This window comes from Acinetobacter sp. BSP-28, assembly GCF_044130285.1.
Taxonomy (GTDB): domain Bacteria; phylum Pseudomonadota; class Gammaproteobacteria; order Pseudomonadales; family Moraxellaceae; genus Acinetobacter.
The window spans coordinates 1-18825 of sequence record NZ_JBIQOB010000024.1 but is presented as its reverse complement, the minus strand read 5'-3'; the positions used below and the strand labels follow the sequence as shown (position 1 = coordinate 18825).

The window sequence follows — 18825 nt, the reverse complement described above, 5'->3', positions numbered from 1 at the left end:
TGTGGACCGATTAATGATGCAAGCAATGTTATTAAAATATAAAGATTTTTATCAAAAAATATAGGTGGCTGACCACCAAGCGATAAAATTTTATCAATCCATGGGTTTTGTTTGAGCAGGACAAACTGAGCCCATGTGGATTTATGCTGGAACAGAACATTAATAATATTGAGATGGATTTAATTCCATATTTTACCCAGCCTACTTTTGTCTCTAGCAAAGAGATTCAAGAGACAGGGATAAATCATTTTAATTTATTTCAAAATTTGTTTATACAAGTTGATTGTCTGATCACACATCTCTTTTAAACTAAATATCGTGACTGGCTTAACTTGCTGAGGTTCATCAATATGCTGCTTGACCGCATTTAAAAGTGCGACTTGATCATCCACGGCAATTAAACCTTGTGGATACAGATGCGATAAAATCTCTGCCACACCACCACGGTTCCAGCCAATCACCGGCGTACCCACGGATAAAGCCTCTAGAGCGGTACGACCAAAAGTTTCCGCCTGATTCGATAATGAAAGCACCACATCACTAAAAGCCAGCCATTCGCGTATATCTGAGCGATGACCGACAAAGGTGATTTTGTCACTTAAGCCTTTGCTTTGAATATTGTCCTGCATCTCTTTTAAATAAGCGGCTTTTTTCGGATCGGCACCCCCGACCACAACTGCATGTAAATTGGGATACTGTTGCTGTAATTTTTCGACCAATTCAATCAGGGTTTCATGGCCTTTTAAGCGGGTAATTCGTCCTGGAAGACAGACTAAAAACTTGTTTTCCAGTTCGGGAAAGTCTTTAAAAGTTTGATTTAGCCATTGCGCAGAGGGCTGATAACCATGCGGGAAAGCGGCAGGGTCTATCCCCCGGTAAATCCGGACAATATCCTGCGTTGGACAATTTTTGTAGTTGTCGGTGATGTATTTCACCACGCTATCCGATACGGCAATGACTTTTTCAGCCTGGGTCATGATCTGGCTATAACGGTTAATCGAATAGAAACCGTGTACGGTACTGACCAGATGTGGCCGACGTGCAGCAGGAATCCCTTTTAAGGCAAAATGGGTCAGCCATGCAGGTACACGGGAACGTACATGCACGATGTCTGGCTGGTGCTGTTCAATCAGCTTACGCAGCGGGCGAATTTGCCATAAGCTCGACAGGGCTTTTTTATGAATGGCTAAAGTCAGATGTTTTGAGCCTTCGGCTTCAAGCTGGGTCACCAGTCGGCCACCATTGGAGACCACCAAAGATTCATGACCTGCTGCAACTAAGGCACGGGCGATTTCTAAAGTACCGCGTTCTACGCCACCGCTATTCAGTTCAGGAAGAAGTTGCATCACTTTCATGGTTTTTTGCCTTATATGTTCATAAAGATGAATAATTCACAGGTATATCATCATCTTAAACAATAAATTATTATTCGGAATTTACTATCGTGATAGCGACATGGATGTCGCTGTTTCGCTGTGTTACAAGGATGTAACATCAGCGGAACAAAGGATTTTTGCTTACTTTTCATCCCTGAAAAGTAAGGTATGCCTACTCGAAAGAATTTGAATATCACCTTAAATCGAGGCTGTTTTCACTGCCAATTTAAAATCATTGCATTTATATCAATAGATTTTCTCAAAGCCTTCCGGACGGGTTTTAAAGCGACGGTGGAACCACATATATTGGGTTGGGGCAATACGTAGCTGACGTTCAATAATCTGATTGACGCGTGTGGCGTCATCCACTTCATCTTCGCTCGGTAGATTTTCTACAGGAGCTTCAATCAGTACTTTATATTGTGGATTGGCAATATCACCATCACGATAGAAATATAGCGGAATTGCGGCAGCTTTGGTCATTTTAATCAAACGACGATGTGCTGTTACCGTGGCAGCAGGCGTACCGAAAAATGGTGCCATCACGCCCTGTTTTAAACCAAAATCCTGATCCGGGCTATACCAGATGGCACGTCCATTTTTTAAATGCCGAATTAAACCACGCATATCATCATGATCAATTTGATGGGTATAAATAGTGGCGCGGCAACGATAAATCAGCATGTCGAGCAGGGGATTGTTCTGCGGACGATAGACCACATCCGGCTCGAAATATTGGGCACACAAATAACCACCGGCATCCAATAACGTTGAATGCGTACCGAGCAATAAAACCCCTTTACCTTCGGCTTGTGCTTTTTGGAGATGTTCCAAACCTTCAATACTGACCCGTCCCTTAAACCATTGCGGGCAGTACCAGGCATTCAGGGTTTCAAAAATACCAATCATCTGGTCGACAAAAACCTGACGGGCATGCGCTTGTACCTGTTCAGGCGTCCATTCAGGAAAACAGACTTCCAGATTACGTAGCGTGGTTTTACGGCGCGATTTCAGCTTGTCGAATGCAAGATTGCCAATAAAAGTGGCCAGACGGTACTGAATGGCCCAAGGTAAAATCGCCAAAATCATCAGAAATACAATACCAATCCAGATACCCCAGTATTGAGGTAACAGGAAGGACCATTGGAATTCTCCGGGTTGGTAATCTGGCTTTTTACTCATAGTGACCATTTTGAACAAAAGTTTTTTGCAAGTGTAACATGAAGTTATTTTTTAAATAAAAAAGCACCTGCAACGCCAATTACAGGTGCTTCAAGCATGAAGAAAATCAGTTGCCGTTAACCAGCTTTTCTAATTCTTCCCAACGCTCTAATTTTTCCAGTAACAGATCATCAATTTCAGTCAGGCGGTTGGAAAGTTTCATGGCTTTGTCCGCATCGCTTACAAACAGGGAACCATCTGCAAGTTGAGCGTTAATTTCAGCTTGCTCTTTTTCCAGCGCTTCCATTTCAGTAGGCAGTTGCTCTAAAGCACGCTGATCTTTATAGCTGAGTTTCACTTTCTTTGCCGGAGCAGGTTCAGCCGCTTTGGCTTCTGCTTTGGCCATGGCTTTTTTGACATCACTTTTCTGATCAACCACAGTCTGGTCTGGACGTTGTTGCAAGTAATCCTGATAACCGCCGATGTATTCATCGATATTGCCTTTACCGTCAAATACCCAGGTGGATGTCACGACGTTGTCCATAAAGGCACGGTCATGCGAAATCAGTAACAGGGTACCTTTATAATCGCCGAGCATTTCTTCCAGTAGTTCAAGCGTCACCATATCCAGGTCATTAGTCGGTTCATCCATCACAATCAGGTTAGATGGTTTGAGCAACAGTTTGGCGAGCAGAATACGGTTACGTTCACCACCAGAAAGCGCTTTGACTGGTGTGCGCGCACGTTCAGGCGAGAACAGGAAGTCCTGTAAATAGCTATAGATATGACGGCGGCCACCGTTGACATCGACAAAGTCCGAACCTTCAGAAACGTTGTCTTTAACCGATTTCTCTAAATCAAGCGCATTACGCAGTTGGTCAAAATAGGCAATTTCAAGCTGGGTGCCGGTTTTTACCGAACCGCCGTGTTCAATTTCACCTAAAATGGCTTTAATCAGGGTTGTTTTACCGACACCGTTATCGCCCACTAAACCAATGCGGTCGCCCCGTAAGACCAGCGCAGAGAAATCCTTGATAATCGGTTCCTGATTGCCAAAGGCCACACGTAAATGCTCAATTTCAAACACGACCTTGCCTGAGCGGTTGGCGTCCTGAGTGGCCATGCTCACTTTGCCTTGCTGTGAGCGACGTGCTTTTGATTCTTCACGCAATGCTTTTAAGGCACGGACACGGCCTTCGTTACGGGTACGGCGTGCTTTAATGCCTTGACGAATCCAGACTTCTTCTTCAGCTAAACGTTTGTCGAACAACGCATTTTGCTTTTCTTCTGCTTCCATTTGCTGAGCTTTTAAGTCAAGGTAACGTGAATAGTTGCCTTCAAAACTGCGCAATTGACCACGGTCCAACTCGACAATACGGGTGGCAATGCTGTCGACAAATGAACGGTCATGCGAAATAAATAACAGGGTCAGGTTATTTTGATCGAGCAGGAATTTTTCCAGCCATTCAATACTTTCAACATCCAGATGGTTTGTCGGTTCGTCGAGTAAAAGTACATCGGGTTGAGTGAGTAGGGCACGTGCTAAAAGAACACGACGTTTACGACCACCGGACAAATCGGCTAAATCGGCATCCGGGTCTAAACCCATTTTGCTTAAAATTGAATTTACTTTGTTCTCTAAAGCCCAGCCATCGACTTGATCGAGTTTGTGCTGTAAGTTACCCATGCGGTCACAGGCTTCCATATCTCCCAGTACGCAGGCATCACTGGCTTCATGATAAGCTTTTAGTACAGCAGCAGCTTCACCTGCACCATCGGCTACAATGTCGGCGACTTTGCCGGAATCCATCGGTACATCTTGGGCCAGCATGGAAATGGTGATGCCATTTTGTATAGAAACTTCACCACGATCTGGCAGCAAACTTCCTTCGATGAGTTTAAGTAAGGTAGACTTACCCTCACCATTACGGCCAATCAAACAGACTCGTTCACCGCGTTCCAGATTAAAGTTCGCGCCGTCGAGCAGGGACGGTCCGCCAAACGCAAGTTGGACATCCCTTAAAGTAATATAGGCCATACTGTTTCCTGAAATCCCCAATGAGGACTTAAAATGACTAAACAAAAAAATCTTAATGATCAGGCGTCATTTTCCGCACACTTGGAAGATTTGCAAGTCCGAATTACATTTTTAGATGATTTAGTTGAACAGTTGAATGAACAGGTAACACGTCAACATATTGAAATTATGGATTTAAAGAAGCAAATGCAGCTGCTTTATCAGCGTGTGGAATCTGCCGATTTATCGGAAGGCATTGCCGCTTTTGACCCGATGACCAACCGACCACCGCATTATTAATTTGAATCTGTCCGTATGTTAAAGTCTTGGTATTGATCAAGGCTTTTTTTATTTGAAAAAGAACTTAATTTTTCCTTATCTCTTAAATAGCTTTTCTAAAAGGCAAAGTATTAGACAGAGTTATGACACTGAATAAAAAACCAAAACTATAAAAGTATTTGACCTTTATCCTGGTTACCGTTCTAATGCACCGCATCTGCCTAGCCGAACTGTTTATTCGAAGATATGAGTCATAAAGTCGTTCTTCTTGATCTTGAAAATAATATGCCGACTGCGCAATTGTTGCGTAACATCATTCCGCATTATGCAGCAATTTACCTGTTTAATTGCCAGGGAAAATTTGAATATTCTCTGCAAGATTTAACGGAATTTTCAAGTTGGGTCAGCAGTGGGCAAGTGGTCATTCTGGAAACGGCAGAAGTCGAGCACAAAGAGTTTGAGTATGCGGTTGTGGTTGGGCAACTGCTTGCGCTGCTAGATGCCGATACTTCTATTGAACTCATATCTGCCATGCCAAGCAGTGAAACGCTGCTGGAAATGCTGCAATCTTCAAACCTGAACTGTAGCCTGATTCAGATTCAGGCTGAAGAACCAGCGTTAAATACAAAGTACAAAATTCCCAGTGTCGAGACCATTCTGCAAAAACCGGATTTGTTGCTTGTCAAAAAGTATTGTGATGCTTTAGCGAAAATGAAGGGCAAACCGAATACGCTGGAGAAACTGAAGAACTCGCTTGCGAATATTTTGAAAGTCGAAAATGATCAGCTGCAACATCTCACTGGCTTATTGATTAATCTAAAAATTGTGAAACGTTTTGACGAGCAAATCAGCTTCCGTAAAAAACTGCTGAAGCAATGGATGCAACTGGATTTAGAGCAGAAAACATCTTTAGAAAAATCGCAGAACATGTCCTCTGCTTTTGCTGAGTTATCCACTGAATCTTCACCAGAAGTGGAGGAAGTGCAGAGCAAAACACTGCATCAGGCGCAAAAAGAGTTATTTAAAAACTTTTCCAAGATTGACCCGGTGCAGGTGATTGTGGCGCAAAAACTACGTGAATTAAAATCCGACAAACCGAAAGACATTTATGCCTTACGCGATTTGCTGGAGCAGATCTTCCCGAAATCGGATGTCCGATTATTACTTAAGGAATTGATTGAGAAAGGATATATTTACTGGAATGGCAGTGAAGTCCTGTATAGTCATGAGCTGTTCCTGAATTAATTTCATCGCTGTAACTTGCGTTTTATATTCAGCTTATGCAACTCTAATAAAGGAATAAAAAGGTTGTGCTATGGAAAATACTGGAATTTGGATTACAGTCTTCATCGTGCTGTTTGTGCTCGGCTCAATTTTTGGGCTACGTGTCAGTCCACGAGAGAAAGCATTAGGTTCGATGCGTGAAAAGGCGCGCAAGATGGCTTTACATCCGCGTTTAGTGGCTGCTCCCGATTGGACCAAAGTGCCCATGGCAACGGAAAAACGTGCCAGTATGGTGGCCTATTACAGTGTTTTAATTCCAGATGCCCGACTGCCATTAATGCGTGCACGAGTAGAAGACCAAAAGCTGAAAATTGTGCAGGGTGATGACAAGTTTAACGATTTGCCCATTGCATTAAAGGGCATTTATGCTATTGATATGCAGGCAAACTGTGTAGGACTCTATTGGGATGAAGAATCAGACCTTCGAGCAACTCAGTTAGATGACATCAAAGCTTATTTAACGTCTTTGGCTGAACTTTAATTTATAAACCCATCAAACAGGATTAACGGTTAACTATGGCGAACGCTCCTCGGTCCACATCCAAAAGCACCACAGCAAAATCACCGAGTGCTGCGAACAAACGTGCCTTAGTGATTGTGGAGTCGCCTGCAAAAGCGAAAACAATCAACAAATATCTGGGTCCAAATTACATCGTAAAATCCTCGGTAGGTCATGTGCGTGACTTGCCGACTGGCGGATCTAAAAGTACAGAAAAAAAACCTGTATCACGTGCCAAACTGACCGATGAACAAAAAGCCGAAAAAGCTCAGTTAGCTTTGGTCAATCGTATGGGGGTTGACCCTGAACATGGCTGGAAAGCACATTATGAAGTGCTTCCGGGCAAAGAAAATGTCGTTGCAGAACTGAAAAAATTGGCATCGCAAGTCGATGAAATCTACCTCGCAACGGATTTGGACCGTGAAGGGGAAGCCATTGCCTGGCATTTAAAAGAAGTGATTGGTGGGGATGATTCACGTTACCAGCGTGTAGTCTTTAACGAAATTACCAAAAATGCCATTCAGGAAGCGTTTAAACAACCGGCACGTTTAGATATTGATAAGGTCAATGCTCAACAAGCCCGTCGTTTCCTCGACCGTGTTGTGGGATTTATGATCTCGCCACTGTTATGGGAAAAGATTGCTCGTGGTTTATCGGCAGGTCGTGTGCAATCGGTTGCGGTAAAGCTGGTGGTTGAGCGCGAACGTGACATTCGTGCGTTTATTCCTGAAGAATATTGGCAAGTTTTTGCAGATACTAAATCTCAAAAAGATGATATCCGTCTTGAAGCAGTGAAGCAGGGCGGTAAAACCCTCAAGCTGCACAATAAAGCTGAAACCGATGCTTTATTAAACCTGATCAAAGATGCTGAATATAAAGTTGCCAGTCGTGAAGATAAACCGACCAAGGTTAATCCAAGCGCACCTTATATCACTTCAACCCTGCAACAGGCTGCAAGCACACGTCTAGGTTTCTCTGTGAAGAAAACCATGATGTTGGCACAGCGCTTGTATGAAGCGGGTTTCATCACCTATATGCGTACTGACTCCACTTTTTTGAGTGATGATGCAGTCAATATGGTGCGTGGTCATATTGAAAATGAGTATGGCGCGAAATATTTGCCTGCCAAGCCTAACCGTTATGGTAACAAGGCGGGTGCACAAGAAGCCCACGAAGCGATTCGTCCTTCCAATGTGGCGCTGAAAGGCGATAGCCTTGCAGGTGTGGAACGTGATGCACAACGTTTGTATGATCTGATCTGGCGCCAGTTTGTAGCTTGTCAGATGACTCCAGCAGAATACCTGTCATCTACCATTTTAGTTGATGCTAATGGTGTGGAACTGAAAGCCAAAGGTCGTACTCTGGTCTTTGATGGTTTCACCAAAGTTCGCGGTGCAAACAAAGCGGATGACGATATTTTGCTACCTGCGGTAAAAGTCGGTGAAGTACTGAAACTGGAAAAACTCGATCCGTCTCAGCACTTTACCAAGCCACCTGCACGTTTCACCGAAGCATCGCTGGTAAAAGAACTGGAAAAACGTGGCATCGGTCGTCCTTCGACCTATGCTGCCATTATTTCGACCATTCAGGACCGTGGTTATGTGAAACTGGAAAACCGTCGTCTCTTTGCCGAGAAGATGGGTGAAATCGTAACGGACCGTCTGGATGAAAGTTTCAATAACCTGATGAACTATGACTTTACTGCGGATCTTGAAGGTCAGCTGGATAAAGTGGCAGATGGTCAGCGTAACTGGAAAGAGTTGCTGGATAACTTTTATGGCGACTTTAAAAAACGCCTCACCACAGCCCAAGGCGAACACGGTATGCGCCGTAACCTGCCTGTGGAAGTGGAAGCGGTACATTGCCCTGAATGTTCACGTCCGATGCAGATTCGTACAGGAACCACAGGTGTGTTTCTGGGCTGTTCGGGCTATAACTTGCCGCCTAAAGAACGCTGTAAAGGTACCCTGAATTTAACACCGGTAGAATCCTTGGCAGCACTGTCTGATGATGATGCTGCAGAAACTGCAGACTTGATGTCGAAAAAACGTTGCCCGATTTGTGAAACGGCAATGGACAGTTATGTGATTGATGGTGGTCGTAAACTGCATATCTGTGGTAACAACCCGGATTGTGCCGGTTTTGAACTTGAAGAAGGTGAGTTCAAAATTAAAGGTTACGATGGTCCAACCATTCCATGCGATAAATGTGATGGCGAGATGCAGCTGAAGACTGGCCGTTTTGGACCTTATTTTGCCTGCACCAGCTGTGACAATACCCGTAAAGTGTTAAAGAATGGTCAGCCTGCACCTCCGCGTGTAGATCCAATTAAAATGGAACACTTGCGTTCAACCAAGCATGATGATTTCTTTGTACTTCGTGATGGTGCGGCAGGTTTATTCCTGGCAGCGAGCAAATTCCCGAAAGTGCGTGAAACACGAGCACCTAAAGTTGCTGAACTGCGTTCGGTGGCCGAGCAGCTGGATCCAAAATATCAGTTTATTTTGCAAGCTCCGGATGCTGACCCTGAAGGAAATCCAACTTTGGTGAAATTCAGTCGTAAGAATCAAGCGCAGTATATTGGTTCGGAAACGCCTGAGGGTAAGCAAACTAAGTGGAGTCTGGTATTCCAGGATGGAAAATGGATTGAAGCTTAAGTTTTAAGTTCTGAAAAATGCTGACGAAAGTCGGCATTTTTTATGCCAAAATGATTTATATAAGAACTGAATCAAATATTTAATTGGGGTAATAGTGGAAATCCAAACAAAAAAGTTTGCAGTATTAATCGATGCAGATAATTCATCAATTAACGCGATTTCATCTGTACTCGAAGAAGTTGCTAAATATGGAATTGCAAGTGTAAAAAGAGTTTATGGAGATTGGAGTAGTGAGTCGTTAAAAAAATGGAGAGATGTTCTATTACCCCATGCAATAACTCCTGTTCAGCAATTTGCTTATACAAAAGGCAAAGATGCAACAGATATGATCTTAATTATTGATGCCATGGATTTATTATATGCAGGTGCATTAGATGGTTTTTGTATTGTATCAAGTGATAGTGATTTTACCCCCTTTAGCTTCACGTATTCGTGAAAATGGTCTGAGTGTTTATGGTTTTGGTAAGAAATCGACTCCTGAAGCTTTTAAAAAGGCATGTGATAAATTTATTTATGTAGAAAATCTCCTAACGGATGCAGATGTTAAAAATGGTGAGGATGAAGAATTAGCATTAGTACAAGATAAAAAAATAGCAGAAACTGTAAAGACAATAGAATCTAAAGCTATCCAACAAACTAAAGAAAGTACTTTACCCGAAGCAATGGATAGGGCTACTTTAAATTTGATTTATAAAGCTGTTAAAGATAACGCTGATGAAAATGGCTGGGCAAATTTGGGTATGGTTGGACAATATATTAGTGCAGTAAAACCTGATTTTGATTCACGAAATTATGGTCGAGCTAAATTATCAGGTTTGATAAAAACGCTTAATTTATTTGAAACTAAAATTGAAATGAGTCAAATGTATTTAAGAAAAATAAAAAAGCAGAGCATTGGATAATATGTGGAAAAACATTCGGATACTGTGTTTACTTATCATTTTATTGATTGTGGCGGTGAATGCGTATCGTGACCAGAATCAGGACTGGTCCAAACCCATTATTGTCATGCTGCATCCTATCAATGCAGATGGGCGGGCTGCAACTCAACGTTATATTCAATCCTTGAATTTGTCTGAACTGAATGGGGCGCAAGAATATCTGCAGCAAATGTCGGCGCAGTATCGTGGACAGCCGATTGCAATTTACTTTCAGTTGGGCCGTGAACTTAAACAAATTCCCCCTAAAGTACCTGAACAGGGAACCATGCTAGATACCATTTTATGGAGCCTGAAATTTCGTTTTTATGCATGGAAACAGCATGAGGGTGCTGATGGTTCACCCAGTGTGACTTTGTATTTAAATTATTATGATCCTGAAACGGTTAAAGAATTAAAACATTCCACTGCTCTACAAAAGGGGCGGATTGGTTCAGTGAATTTATTTGCATCCAAAAAACAGTCAGAACAAAATAAGATTGTACTGGTGCATGAATTACTGCATAGCTTCGGTGCAAGTGATAAATATGACTTGGCCACAGGACAGCCTGCATATCCAATTGGATATGCTTATCCAAACCAGCAGCCTTTATTTCCTCAGGCCAAAGCAGAGTTAATGGCTGGACATATTCCGCTGTCACAACAAAAAAGCAAAATGCCGGACTCATTGAAACAGACTTTGATTAATGAAATCACCGCAATCGAGTTAGGCTGGAAAAAATAACTCCTGGGGATAACGATGCTTTTATCCACAGTTGCGTATAGGGCTGTGGATAAAAATGCAGAGAAATAACAGACTTTTGACAGAAAATCCGCTAAAACTAAAGCTATTCCTAAACAAAAGACTTGAGAACAACATGAGAACAGTAGGAAATGACATAGTTCGACATCAGCTGCATGAAAATCGAAAGTGGTATTTAGGTCTGGGTATTTTGCTGACCTTGTTTGGTATTGTACTGCTTGCTTCACTGCCTTTTGCCACGCTTTCTGTGGTATTCCTGTTCGGTATATTGATGATGATTGGAGGTGTTTTGCATTTTGTTGCAGCTTTTAAAATTTTTGAAGGTGGCGCTCGCTGGTTATGGGCTCTGTTCGGTGTACTGTATCTGGTTGCAGGTTATTATGCTTTTAGCACACCGGTAAAAACCGCGATTGTACTGACCAATCTGTTGGCGATTGTATTAATTGTCGCTGGTATCATCCGAATTTTTAGTGCCATTGTTTTTAAAGCTTATCAAGGGTGGGGATGGATATTGTTTTCTGGCCTGCTGACCCTGATTACAGGCATGATTATTTTAATGTCACCGGATGCATCCTTTTGGGTATTGGGTCTGTTTCTTGCCGTGGATATTTTGTTCCAAGGGATTAACTATCTGACTTTAGCTTCTTATATTAAACACGAATTACCACAAAGTTCGGCAGATGTATAACACTGAACTTGGACAAAAGAGCGCATTGAGCGCTCTTTTTTATTCCTTCACTAAGTTGTATAACAGATTTGTTCAGTTCACATTTTAAAAATTATGTCTAAAACTTTTGTGCTTGCTCCCGATTCCTTTAAAGAAAGTATGACGGCTGAACAGGCTTGTCAGGCTATGCAGTGTGGTATCCAACAGGTCTGTCCAGATGCCATCTGCATTTCTGTTCCCATGGCAGATGGTGGTGAGGGCACAGTAGATGCTTTGGTTGCTGCACGAAATGGTCGCAAAGTCGCCATTGAAGTGTCGGGACCATTTATTGATCACAAAGTACAGACTTATTTTGGGCTGATAGAAAATGATCAGACTGCTGTCATTGAAATGGCGATGGCAAATGGCATTCACCTGCTTGAAAAATCTAAGCGTAATCCTTTATTGACTAGCACCTTTGGTACGGGAGAAATGATCAAAGCAGCTTTGGACTTGGGCGTCGCTAAAATCATTATTGGTTTAGGTGGCAGTGTCACTAATGATGGCGGAAGTGGTATGGTGCAAGCCTTAGGTGTCAAGTTTCTGGATGCTCAAGGCCAAGCTGTTGCTTTGGGTGGTGGTCAGCTCGATCAGATTCACAGTATCGATCTTTCCGGTTTGGATGCCCGTTTAGCACAGACTGAGATCGTTATTGCTAGCGATGTGAACAATCCTTTATGTGGTGCAAATGGTGCATCTGCTGTTTTTGGTCCGCAGAAAGGGGCGACAGCTGAAATGGTGCAGATACTGGACCGAAACCTTGCTCATTTTGCATATGTGATTGAATCAGAATTAAATATCAGCAAACAAAATATCGCAGGGGCTGGTGCAGCAGGTGGTCTAGGCTTTGGTTTGATGGCTTTTGCCCATGCTTCAATTCAATCAGGCGTTGAATTGGTAATTCAGGAAACTCAATTGGCTGAAAAAATTGCTCAGGCAGACTATGTATTGACCGGTGAGGGCAAAATTGATTTCCAAACCAAATTTGGCAAAACACCATTTGGGGTGGCGCAGGTCGCAAAGCAATTCAATAAGCCTGTGATTGCTTTTGCGGGTCTAGTTGGCGATGGTATTGATGAATTATATGGCTTGGGTTTTAGTCAAATTATCGAGATTAATCCACCTAACATTGGTTTAGAAGATGCGATGAAAAATGCGGAAAGGCATTTGGAAAAGGCATGTGAAAAGTTTGTTTTGGGTAGTAATTGGAATGCCTAACAATCCTAAATTTTGATTGGGCTTATCTAGGGGCGGGCACTGCCACATAATAAAGATAGTATATTCATGTTTACGCGTAGGCGAAGTGTTACTTTGACGGGGTAAAGTAACCAAACCCCTTTGTTATTCAGATGATGCGTCCATGCATCACTGAATAACGGCAGCATCCATGCAGCCTGTCACGATGTAAATTCCTTCTAGAGTTTACATAGCAAGTTTTCTATCAACAGCTCTGTTAAACTATTCGTCTACCTAGCACGATGAGACACCATGAGTTTAGCCACCCTGATTGATGAATTAAACCCGCAACAAAAACAGGCTGCCACGACCGAGGCGAAGCATAGTCTGGTACTTGCAGGGGCAGGTTGTGGCAAAACTAAAACCATTGTGGCACGTGCAGCCTATCTGATTGATCAAGGTGTACCAGCCAATCAAATTCAAATTTTGACTTTTACTCGTCGTTCGGCCAGTGAAATTGTGGCACGGGTAGAATTGGCTTTGGGCGAGCAGGCCAAAGGTTTACGCGCTTCGACTTTTCATACTTTTTGCATGTATTTGCTGCGCCGTATTCCCAAAGCTTTTGGGCTGGAACAGTTTTCGATTATCGACCGTGATGATCAGTTGATGATGTTCCGCTTAATTCGCGGCAAAGATGATAAAAAAAATCCCAATGCCTTGCCTAAGCCGCAGCAGCTGTGTGATCTGTATTCCTTTGCACGCAATACCCGGCAAAAACTCAGTATTTCTTTAGAAAAACAGCATCCTGAATTTTTAGAATATAAAGATCAAATCGCGGACATCATGAAAGAGTATGAAGCACGAAAACGTGCCCGTAGCTTTCTGGATTATGATGATATTTTGGCAGTGGTGGCTTCGGCACTGGCTCAATCTGAAGGCCTCAGTGATTATGTAGCCTCTATTTGTCAGCATATGCTAGTGGATGAAATGCAAGATACCAATCCACTGCAATGGGCTCTACTCGAACCTTTAAAAGATAAAGTTAGCTTGTTCTGTGTCGGTGATGACGCACAGTCGATTTACGGTTTTCGTGGCGCAGACTTTGAAAATATTCACCATTTTAAAGAACGTGTGCCGGATGCGCAGATTTTTAAACTGGAGCAGAATTATCGTTCTACCCAGCAAATTTTGGACTTGTCTAACTGGTTGCTCGATCAGAGCCCTATCAAATATGACAAGCGTCTGGATGCATATCGTGGAGAGGGTCTTAAGCCCAAACTGCACATCTTCCCGAACGAGTTTGATGAAGCCAAATGGATTGCCATTGATATCAAAGAGCGGCATTTTCTGGAAGGCACGCCGTGGCATGATCATATGGTGCTGGTGCGTTCCAGTTTTGCCGCACGTCACATAGAAGCGGCATTTATTCAGGCCAATGTGCCGTACCGCTTTATTGGTGGAATGAAACTGCTGGAAACTGCACATGTCAAAGACCTGCTCAGTTTACTGCGTGTGATTGCCAATCCTCTGGATGATATTGCCTGGATGCGTTTTCTGACCCTGTGGAACGGGGTGGGTGATGTTGGGGCCAGTAAACTGGCGCAGCAATTATTGCAGCAGGACAATCCGGAACTGATTTTTGACAAACTGGAAAAATTTGGCCGCATTCCTGAAAAAACGCTGCTGATCATGAAGCAGATGTCGGTATTAAAAGATCAGGTTCAAGCTTGTGTCACCTTAGGGATAGAAGCACTGCTTGAGCAGCTTGAAGAAAACTACGCTAAGAAAGACTGGTCGAAACGCATGGGCGATTTTGACTTGGTCAAGCAGTTGGCGACCAAGCATGATCAGCTAAGTGAATTTTTGGAAGAGTATGTACTCGATCCAGTCTCGATCAGTGAAATTGAACGTCAGTCTGAAGATGATGTGGTGACCCTGATCACCATTCATTCGGCCAAAGGGACTGAACAGAAGATTTGCTATGTCGCGAATGTTTCTGCCGGACAGTATCCGCATGCACGCGCGCAAGGTAATTTTGACGAAGTTGAAGAGGAACGTCGGGTGCTCTATGTGGCTTTAACCCGCGCCAAAGATGAACTGATTTTAACCAAGCAAAACCTGAATCTCTGGGCGCGAGATCAGGTGGATGAGCAGGGCCGTAAAATTGAAAGTTATTTCCTGAATGACTTGACCCGCAACCTGTGCACTACAGAAACCCATTACAAGCCGCGTCAACAAACAGTAAAAAGTGCCTTAATTGAACGCCAATCGATTAATTTAGATTTTGGTATCGATCTCGATTAAACTATCTCAATATTGAAGTGCAAAAAGTAAGTAGGCGAGTGCTTTTTGGTTTTTTTAGCCTATTTTAAGGTCATCAGATGAAAATTTTAGTTCGTAATTTAGAACGTACCGTGACAGAAGCTGAATTGCTTGAATTATTCAAGCAATATGGCACAGTCGATTCATGCACTTTGGTTTTAGATGCTGCAACAGGTAAATCAAAAGGTTTTGCTTTTGTAGAAATGCCACATGGTCGTGAAGCGATTAAAGCGATTAAAGGCTTGAATACTTTACGTTTGCATGGACAGGGTATTCGTGTCAAGCAGGCTGAAGACAAGCCGGCAGCAGAATAAAGAATAAAAGGAGCTATGCTCCTTTTTTTATGAGTGTGACTTTTTTATTGGATCAAGATGAAACGGAATTTTCGTGCACTTTCAATTGTAGCACCTGCTGGACAGTGAATCGCTCAAGGCTTGAAAACGCTAGAAGTGTGTTCGTGGCGGCCTGAGTAGTTACCCTTAACCGACTTGGTCATTGTCTAAAATAGGCATTATTTAAAGTGTGCCAGCGATGAAGAATCAGGTATGGCTGTCGCTATTGTAGATATTGAATCAGTTCATCCCTGGACAAAGGCAGAGGTTAAGACCAGCGATGGCCTCTTATATTGGCAGGAAGGATACTGGGCCTAGGTCATCAGCAATGTTAGGCCCATAAATCCGCCGGTTAAGATGCCGGCCAAGCGCAAAATCTATTTCATTGAAATGGATCATGCATAATTTTTATTGTGAATTGAGCAAAATTAAGTTTAATCTTAGTGAGGTAACTCACGCCAAAATTTAGGAAATCACCATGTCCCGTGTTGCCCGTTTTCATGCCGATCGTACCAATCAGAAACTGTATTTTGCCCGTCTTGCATGTCAACTAGCTGAGCAAACAGATCATGTTCAGCAGGCTCAGGCACACCGTGAATCTGCGGTATTTCATTTGCATGGTGCTGTATTGGCATTTTTGCAGGAACTGGTTCGTTACTACCGTTTAAATGACTTTATGCCTACCTTGAAGTCTATTGAAGATCTGATGGCCGAAAAAGGGCAGATCTCGCCTGAAGTGACCGTGATGCAGCAGTTAGCGAAACAGGGTTTTATTGCCGAGCTAAAACGTGCTTATCGTATGTGCCAATATGCACCGGAACCGAGTGCTCCAGAGCCTGAAGATGAAACCTCTTCCAACCTGATTATTAAAGTGACCCAAACCCCACAAGCTTGGTTACCGGACACTAGAATCTTGCGTGAATGGCACCGTGATCTGACCCAGCTGATTGATGGCTTTCGTAATGAAATGGTTGAATTTTAAACTTTACGACCAGTGCTCTTGAAGTTTCTGTCATCGACCTTATATAAAATAGTCTAAGCAATGCAAAGTGCAACAGCTCTTTGCCACCATGTTGAACATGGAGGATATATGTCTATAGAACATTTGAAAGAATTATTTGGTAATCAAGAAGCGATTTTAGAACTTGTTCAACTTGAAGGTGGTGAGTTGGCATTGCGAAATGCAGGCTCTGAAAAAGAACCGCTCGTCAAAATTCAGTTTAATGATGAAGTCAAAGCGTTACTTGGTGATCAAACGCCAGTGATTGCCCAGCATATGGTGCAAGCAGCTTTGTTTGCCATGATGGAAAAGCAGGTCAATGAATGGCAGGCTGAAATCGTTGATGAACAGCCGAAGTATCTGAGCTAAGCTTGTTTAAACCTAAAAAGCGCACTTTGGTGCGCTTTTTTATGGGCTGAGGATTAGTGTGTAGGTGCTTGATGATGCGCAATCTGAATCTGATTTAAAATATGATTGGTCATGTTGATGGCCATTTCTTCTTTGGCGAAATAAACCTGGCCAATATTTTCGCGACGAATCACTTCAGCTTCTTCCTTGCTTTCGGCACATACCAGAACCTGAATCTGTGGATTTAAGGTTTTGGCAATATCGACAATTTTATGAATATCTAAAATATCCATAGGCGAAAGAACCAGCAGGCGTGCATGTTGAATATGTGCCTGAATGAGTACTCCGGCATCGGTAGCATGCCCAGATACCGCTGCAATGCCTTTGGCACGTAAACTTTCAACAATCTCACGGTTCTCTTCGGCAATCACCACTTTAATATCCTGCTTCATCAAGGCTTTGGTAATGCGACGGCCGACTTCACCATGACCGACAATCACCACCTGATCACGCAGGTAATCTTGTGATACTTCATCAGGAAGCATGGCAAGCGGGTCACCACTACGTTCAAGCAAGCGGGCCAAATGTGAGCGTTCACGAATCCAGTTTTGTATCGGTTCAATGGCAGAAAACACAAACGAGTTTAAGGTAATGGATATGAGTGCACCGGCTAAAATCAGGTTTTGTCCCTCTAAAGACAATAGATGCAGTGAAACCCCTAAAGTCGCCAAAATAAAGGAAAACTCACCAATTTGTGCAAGGCTGGCACCGACTGTTAAAGCGGTGTTAATTGGATAGCGGAAGAACAGTACCAGTGCCATCGCGGCAATCGTTTTACCAATCATGATAATGGCAACTACGGCAAGTACATGCCAAGGTTGCTGCACTAAAATCATGGGATCAAACAGCATGCCCACCGACACAAAGAATAAAATCGAGAAAATTTCACGTAAGGGTAAGGTTTCTTCTTCTGCACGATGGCTGAAATCGGACTCTTTGACCACCATCCCGGCAAAGAATGCACCCAGTGCCATCGACACACCAAAAACCTTATACGCCCCAAATGCAATAGAAACCGCAGCGGCCACTACGGTCAAGGTAAACAGTTCACGCGATCCCAGACGGGCAACGATCTGCATAATCCAGGGAACCAGACGCTTACCCACAATCAGCATAAAGGCAATAAAACCGGCTACTTTAAGCAGGGTAATCGCTAAGGTCATCCAGATATTAGCATTTGGATCTGATCCGGTAATGGCTGCTCCACCCAGTAAAACCGCTGTGGCAGGGAGCAGGACCAGTACAAGCACCATGACCAGATCTTCAACCAGTAACCAGCCCACGGCAATCTTGCCGTTTACGGAGTTGATCAGACCTCGGTCTCCCAGGGCTTTAAGTAGCACCACTGTACTGGCACAGGACAGGCTTAGACCAAATACCAGAGCTGAACCAAAACTCCAGCCCCAGATCATGGAAACGCCTATACCAAGCAAGGTCGCGACCGCAATTTGTAATACGGCACCAGGTAAGGCAATCCGGCGAACCTGCATCAGGTCGCTTAAGGAGAAGTGCATCCCGACGCCAAACATTAAAAACATTACCCCGAGTTCAGCCAGCTGATTGGCAAGATGCATATCTGCCACGATTCCCGGGGTGTTGGGGCTAATCAGGATTCCGGCAACAAGATAGCCAATCAGAGGGGGAAGGCGGATACGTGCGGCAATATAGCCAAAAATGAGCGCCAGTCCAAAGCCAACGGCAAGTAATATAATCAGATCTACATCATGAGGCACTAAAAACTCCTTAAGCTTGAGCCAAAGTTAAGGGTAAAAAAGAATAAGCACAAAAAATGCCAAAAAAGAATGCTTAGAAGTGTAACAAGTCGAGCAAAAAAAATGCAAAAAAAAAACGACCCAGAGGGCCGCTTTTTTAAGAAGTCAAAATTATTTAATTTTAGCTTCTTTGAAGATTACGTGTTGACGGATTTT

At 43.2% G+C, this 18825-nt stretch carries 15 protein-coding genes and 2 pseudogenes; 13 read left to right on the top strand and 4 right to left on the bottom strand.

The features are described 5' to 3' along the window. Nucleotides 1-254 precede the first annotated feature (254 nt). The 3 genes from ACE01R_RS14950 to ACE01R_RS14940 all read right to left on the bottom strand — a co-directional run bounded on the left by ACE01R_RS14950 (nucleotide 255) and on the right by ACE01R_RS14940 (nucleotide 4575). A complete protein-coding gene (locus tag ACE01R_RS14950; protein WP_395552198.1) occupies nucleotides 255-1355 on the bottom strand; it encodes a glycosyltransferase family 4 protein in 1101 nt (366 codons plus the stop codon). Nucleotides 1356-1622: 267 nt separating this feature from the next. After that, complete coding sequence (lpxL, locus tag ACE01R_RS14945; protein WP_395552197.1) at nucleotides 1623-2558, bottom strand: LpxL/LpxP family Kdo(2)-lipid IV(A) lauroyl/palmitoleoyl acyltransferase; 936 nt, start codon at nucleotides 2556-2558, stop codon at nucleotides 1623-1625. 106 nt (nucleotides 2559-2664) lie between these two features. Continuing rightward, a complete protein-coding gene (locus tag ACE01R_RS14940) occupies nucleotides 2665-4575 on the bottom strand; it encodes an ATP-binding cassette domain-containing protein (RefSeq protein WP_395552194.1) in 1911 nt (636 codons plus the stop codon). Nucleotides 4576-4608: 33 nt separating this feature from the next. Here ACE01R_RS14940 and ACE01R_RS14935 point away from each other — a divergent pair, with 33 nt between their 5' ends. The 13 genes and pseudogenes from ACE01R_RS14935 to ACE01R_RS14875 all read left to right on the top strand — a co-directional run bounded on the left by ACE01R_RS14935 (nucleotide 4609) and on the right by ACE01R_RS14875 (nucleotide 16858). Then, nucleotides 4609-4854, top strand: a complete 246-nt coding sequence (locus tag ACE01R_RS14935) for a SlyX family protein (protein ID WP_092819062.1) — start codon at nucleotides 4609-4611, stop codon at nucleotides 4852-4854. Between the two features lie 225 nt (nucleotides 4855-5079). Further along, a complete protein-coding gene (locus ACE01R_RS14930) occupies nucleotides 5080-6078 on the top strand; it encodes a hypothetical protein (RefSeq protein WP_395552193.1) in 999 nt (332 codons plus the stop codon). 70 nt (nucleotides 6079-6148) lie between these two features. Further along, a complete protein-coding gene (locus tag ACE01R_RS14925; protein ID WP_395552192.1) occupies nucleotides 6149-6598 on the top strand; it encodes an ammonium transporter in 450 nt (149 codons plus the stop codon). A gap of 35 nt (nucleotides 6599-6633) precedes the next feature. Then, nucleotides 6634-9273, top strand: coding sequence for a type I DNA topoisomerase (gene topA, locus ACE01R_RS14920; RefSeq protein WP_395552189.1), 2640 nt, complete (start codon nucleotides 6634-6636; stop codon nucleotides 9271-9273). Nucleotides 9274-9367: 94 nt separating this feature from the next. After that, nucleotides 9368-10175 (top strand): annotated as a pseudogene (locus tag ACE01R_RS14915) (NYN domain-containing protein). Nucleotide 10176: 1 nt separating this feature from the next. Then, a complete protein-coding gene (locus tag ACE01R_RS14910) occupies nucleotides 10177-10935 on the top strand; it encodes a hypothetical protein (protein ID WP_395552188.1) in 759 nt (252 codons plus the stop codon). A 133-nt stretch (nucleotides 10936-11068) separates the two neighbouring features. After that, complete coding sequence (locus ACE01R_RS14905; protein WP_395552187.1) at nucleotides 11069-11641, top strand: HdeD family acid-resistance protein; 573 nt, start codon at nucleotides 11069-11071, stop codon at nucleotides 11639-11641. 93 nt (nucleotides 11642-11734) lie between these two features. Next, complete coding sequence (locus ACE01R_RS14900) at nucleotides 11735-12877, top strand: glycerate kinase (protein WP_395552186.1); 1143 nt, start codon at nucleotides 11735-11737, stop codon at nucleotides 12875-12877. 270 nt (nucleotides 12878-13147) lie between these two features. Beyond that, complete coding sequence (locus tag ACE01R_RS14895) at nucleotides 13148-15139, top strand: ATP-dependent helicase (protein ID WP_395552185.1); 1992 nt, start codon at nucleotides 13148-13150, stop codon at nucleotides 15137-15139. A gap of 77 nt (nucleotides 15140-15216) precedes the next feature. Next, complete coding sequence (locus ACE01R_RS14890; RefSeq protein ID WP_395552184.1) at nucleotides 15217-15471, top strand: RNA recognition motif domain-containing protein; 255 nt, start codon at nucleotides 15217-15219, stop codon at nucleotides 15469-15471. A 108-nt stretch (nucleotides 15472-15579) separates the two neighbouring features. Next, a pseudogene (locus ACE01R_RS14885) lies at nucleotides 15580-15894 on the top strand (ASCH domain-containing protein). A 73-nt stretch (nucleotides 15895-15967) separates the two neighbouring features. Then, nucleotides 15968-16471: a DUF6586 family protein gene (locus ACE01R_RS14880; protein ID WP_395552183.1), complete on the top strand. Its 504-nt coding sequence runs from the start codon at nucleotides 15968-15970 to the stop codon at nucleotides 16469-16471. 108 nt (nucleotides 16472-16579) lie between these two features. Continuing rightward, nucleotides 16580-16858: a hypothetical protein gene (locus ACE01R_RS14875; protein WP_395552182.1), complete on the top strand. Its 279-nt coding sequence runs from the start codon at nucleotides 16580-16582 to the stop codon at nucleotides 16856-16858. A gap of 53 nt (nucleotides 16859-16911) precedes the next feature. Here the strand turns inward: ACE01R_RS14875 and ACE01R_RS14870 are convergent, their stop codons facing one another. Further along, nucleotides 16912-18630, bottom strand: a complete 1719-nt coding sequence (locus ACE01R_RS14870) for a cation:proton antiporter (RefSeq protein ID WP_395552181.1) — start codon at nucleotides 18628-18630, stop codon at nucleotides 16912-16914. Nucleotides 18631-18825: the final 195 nt, after the last annotated feature.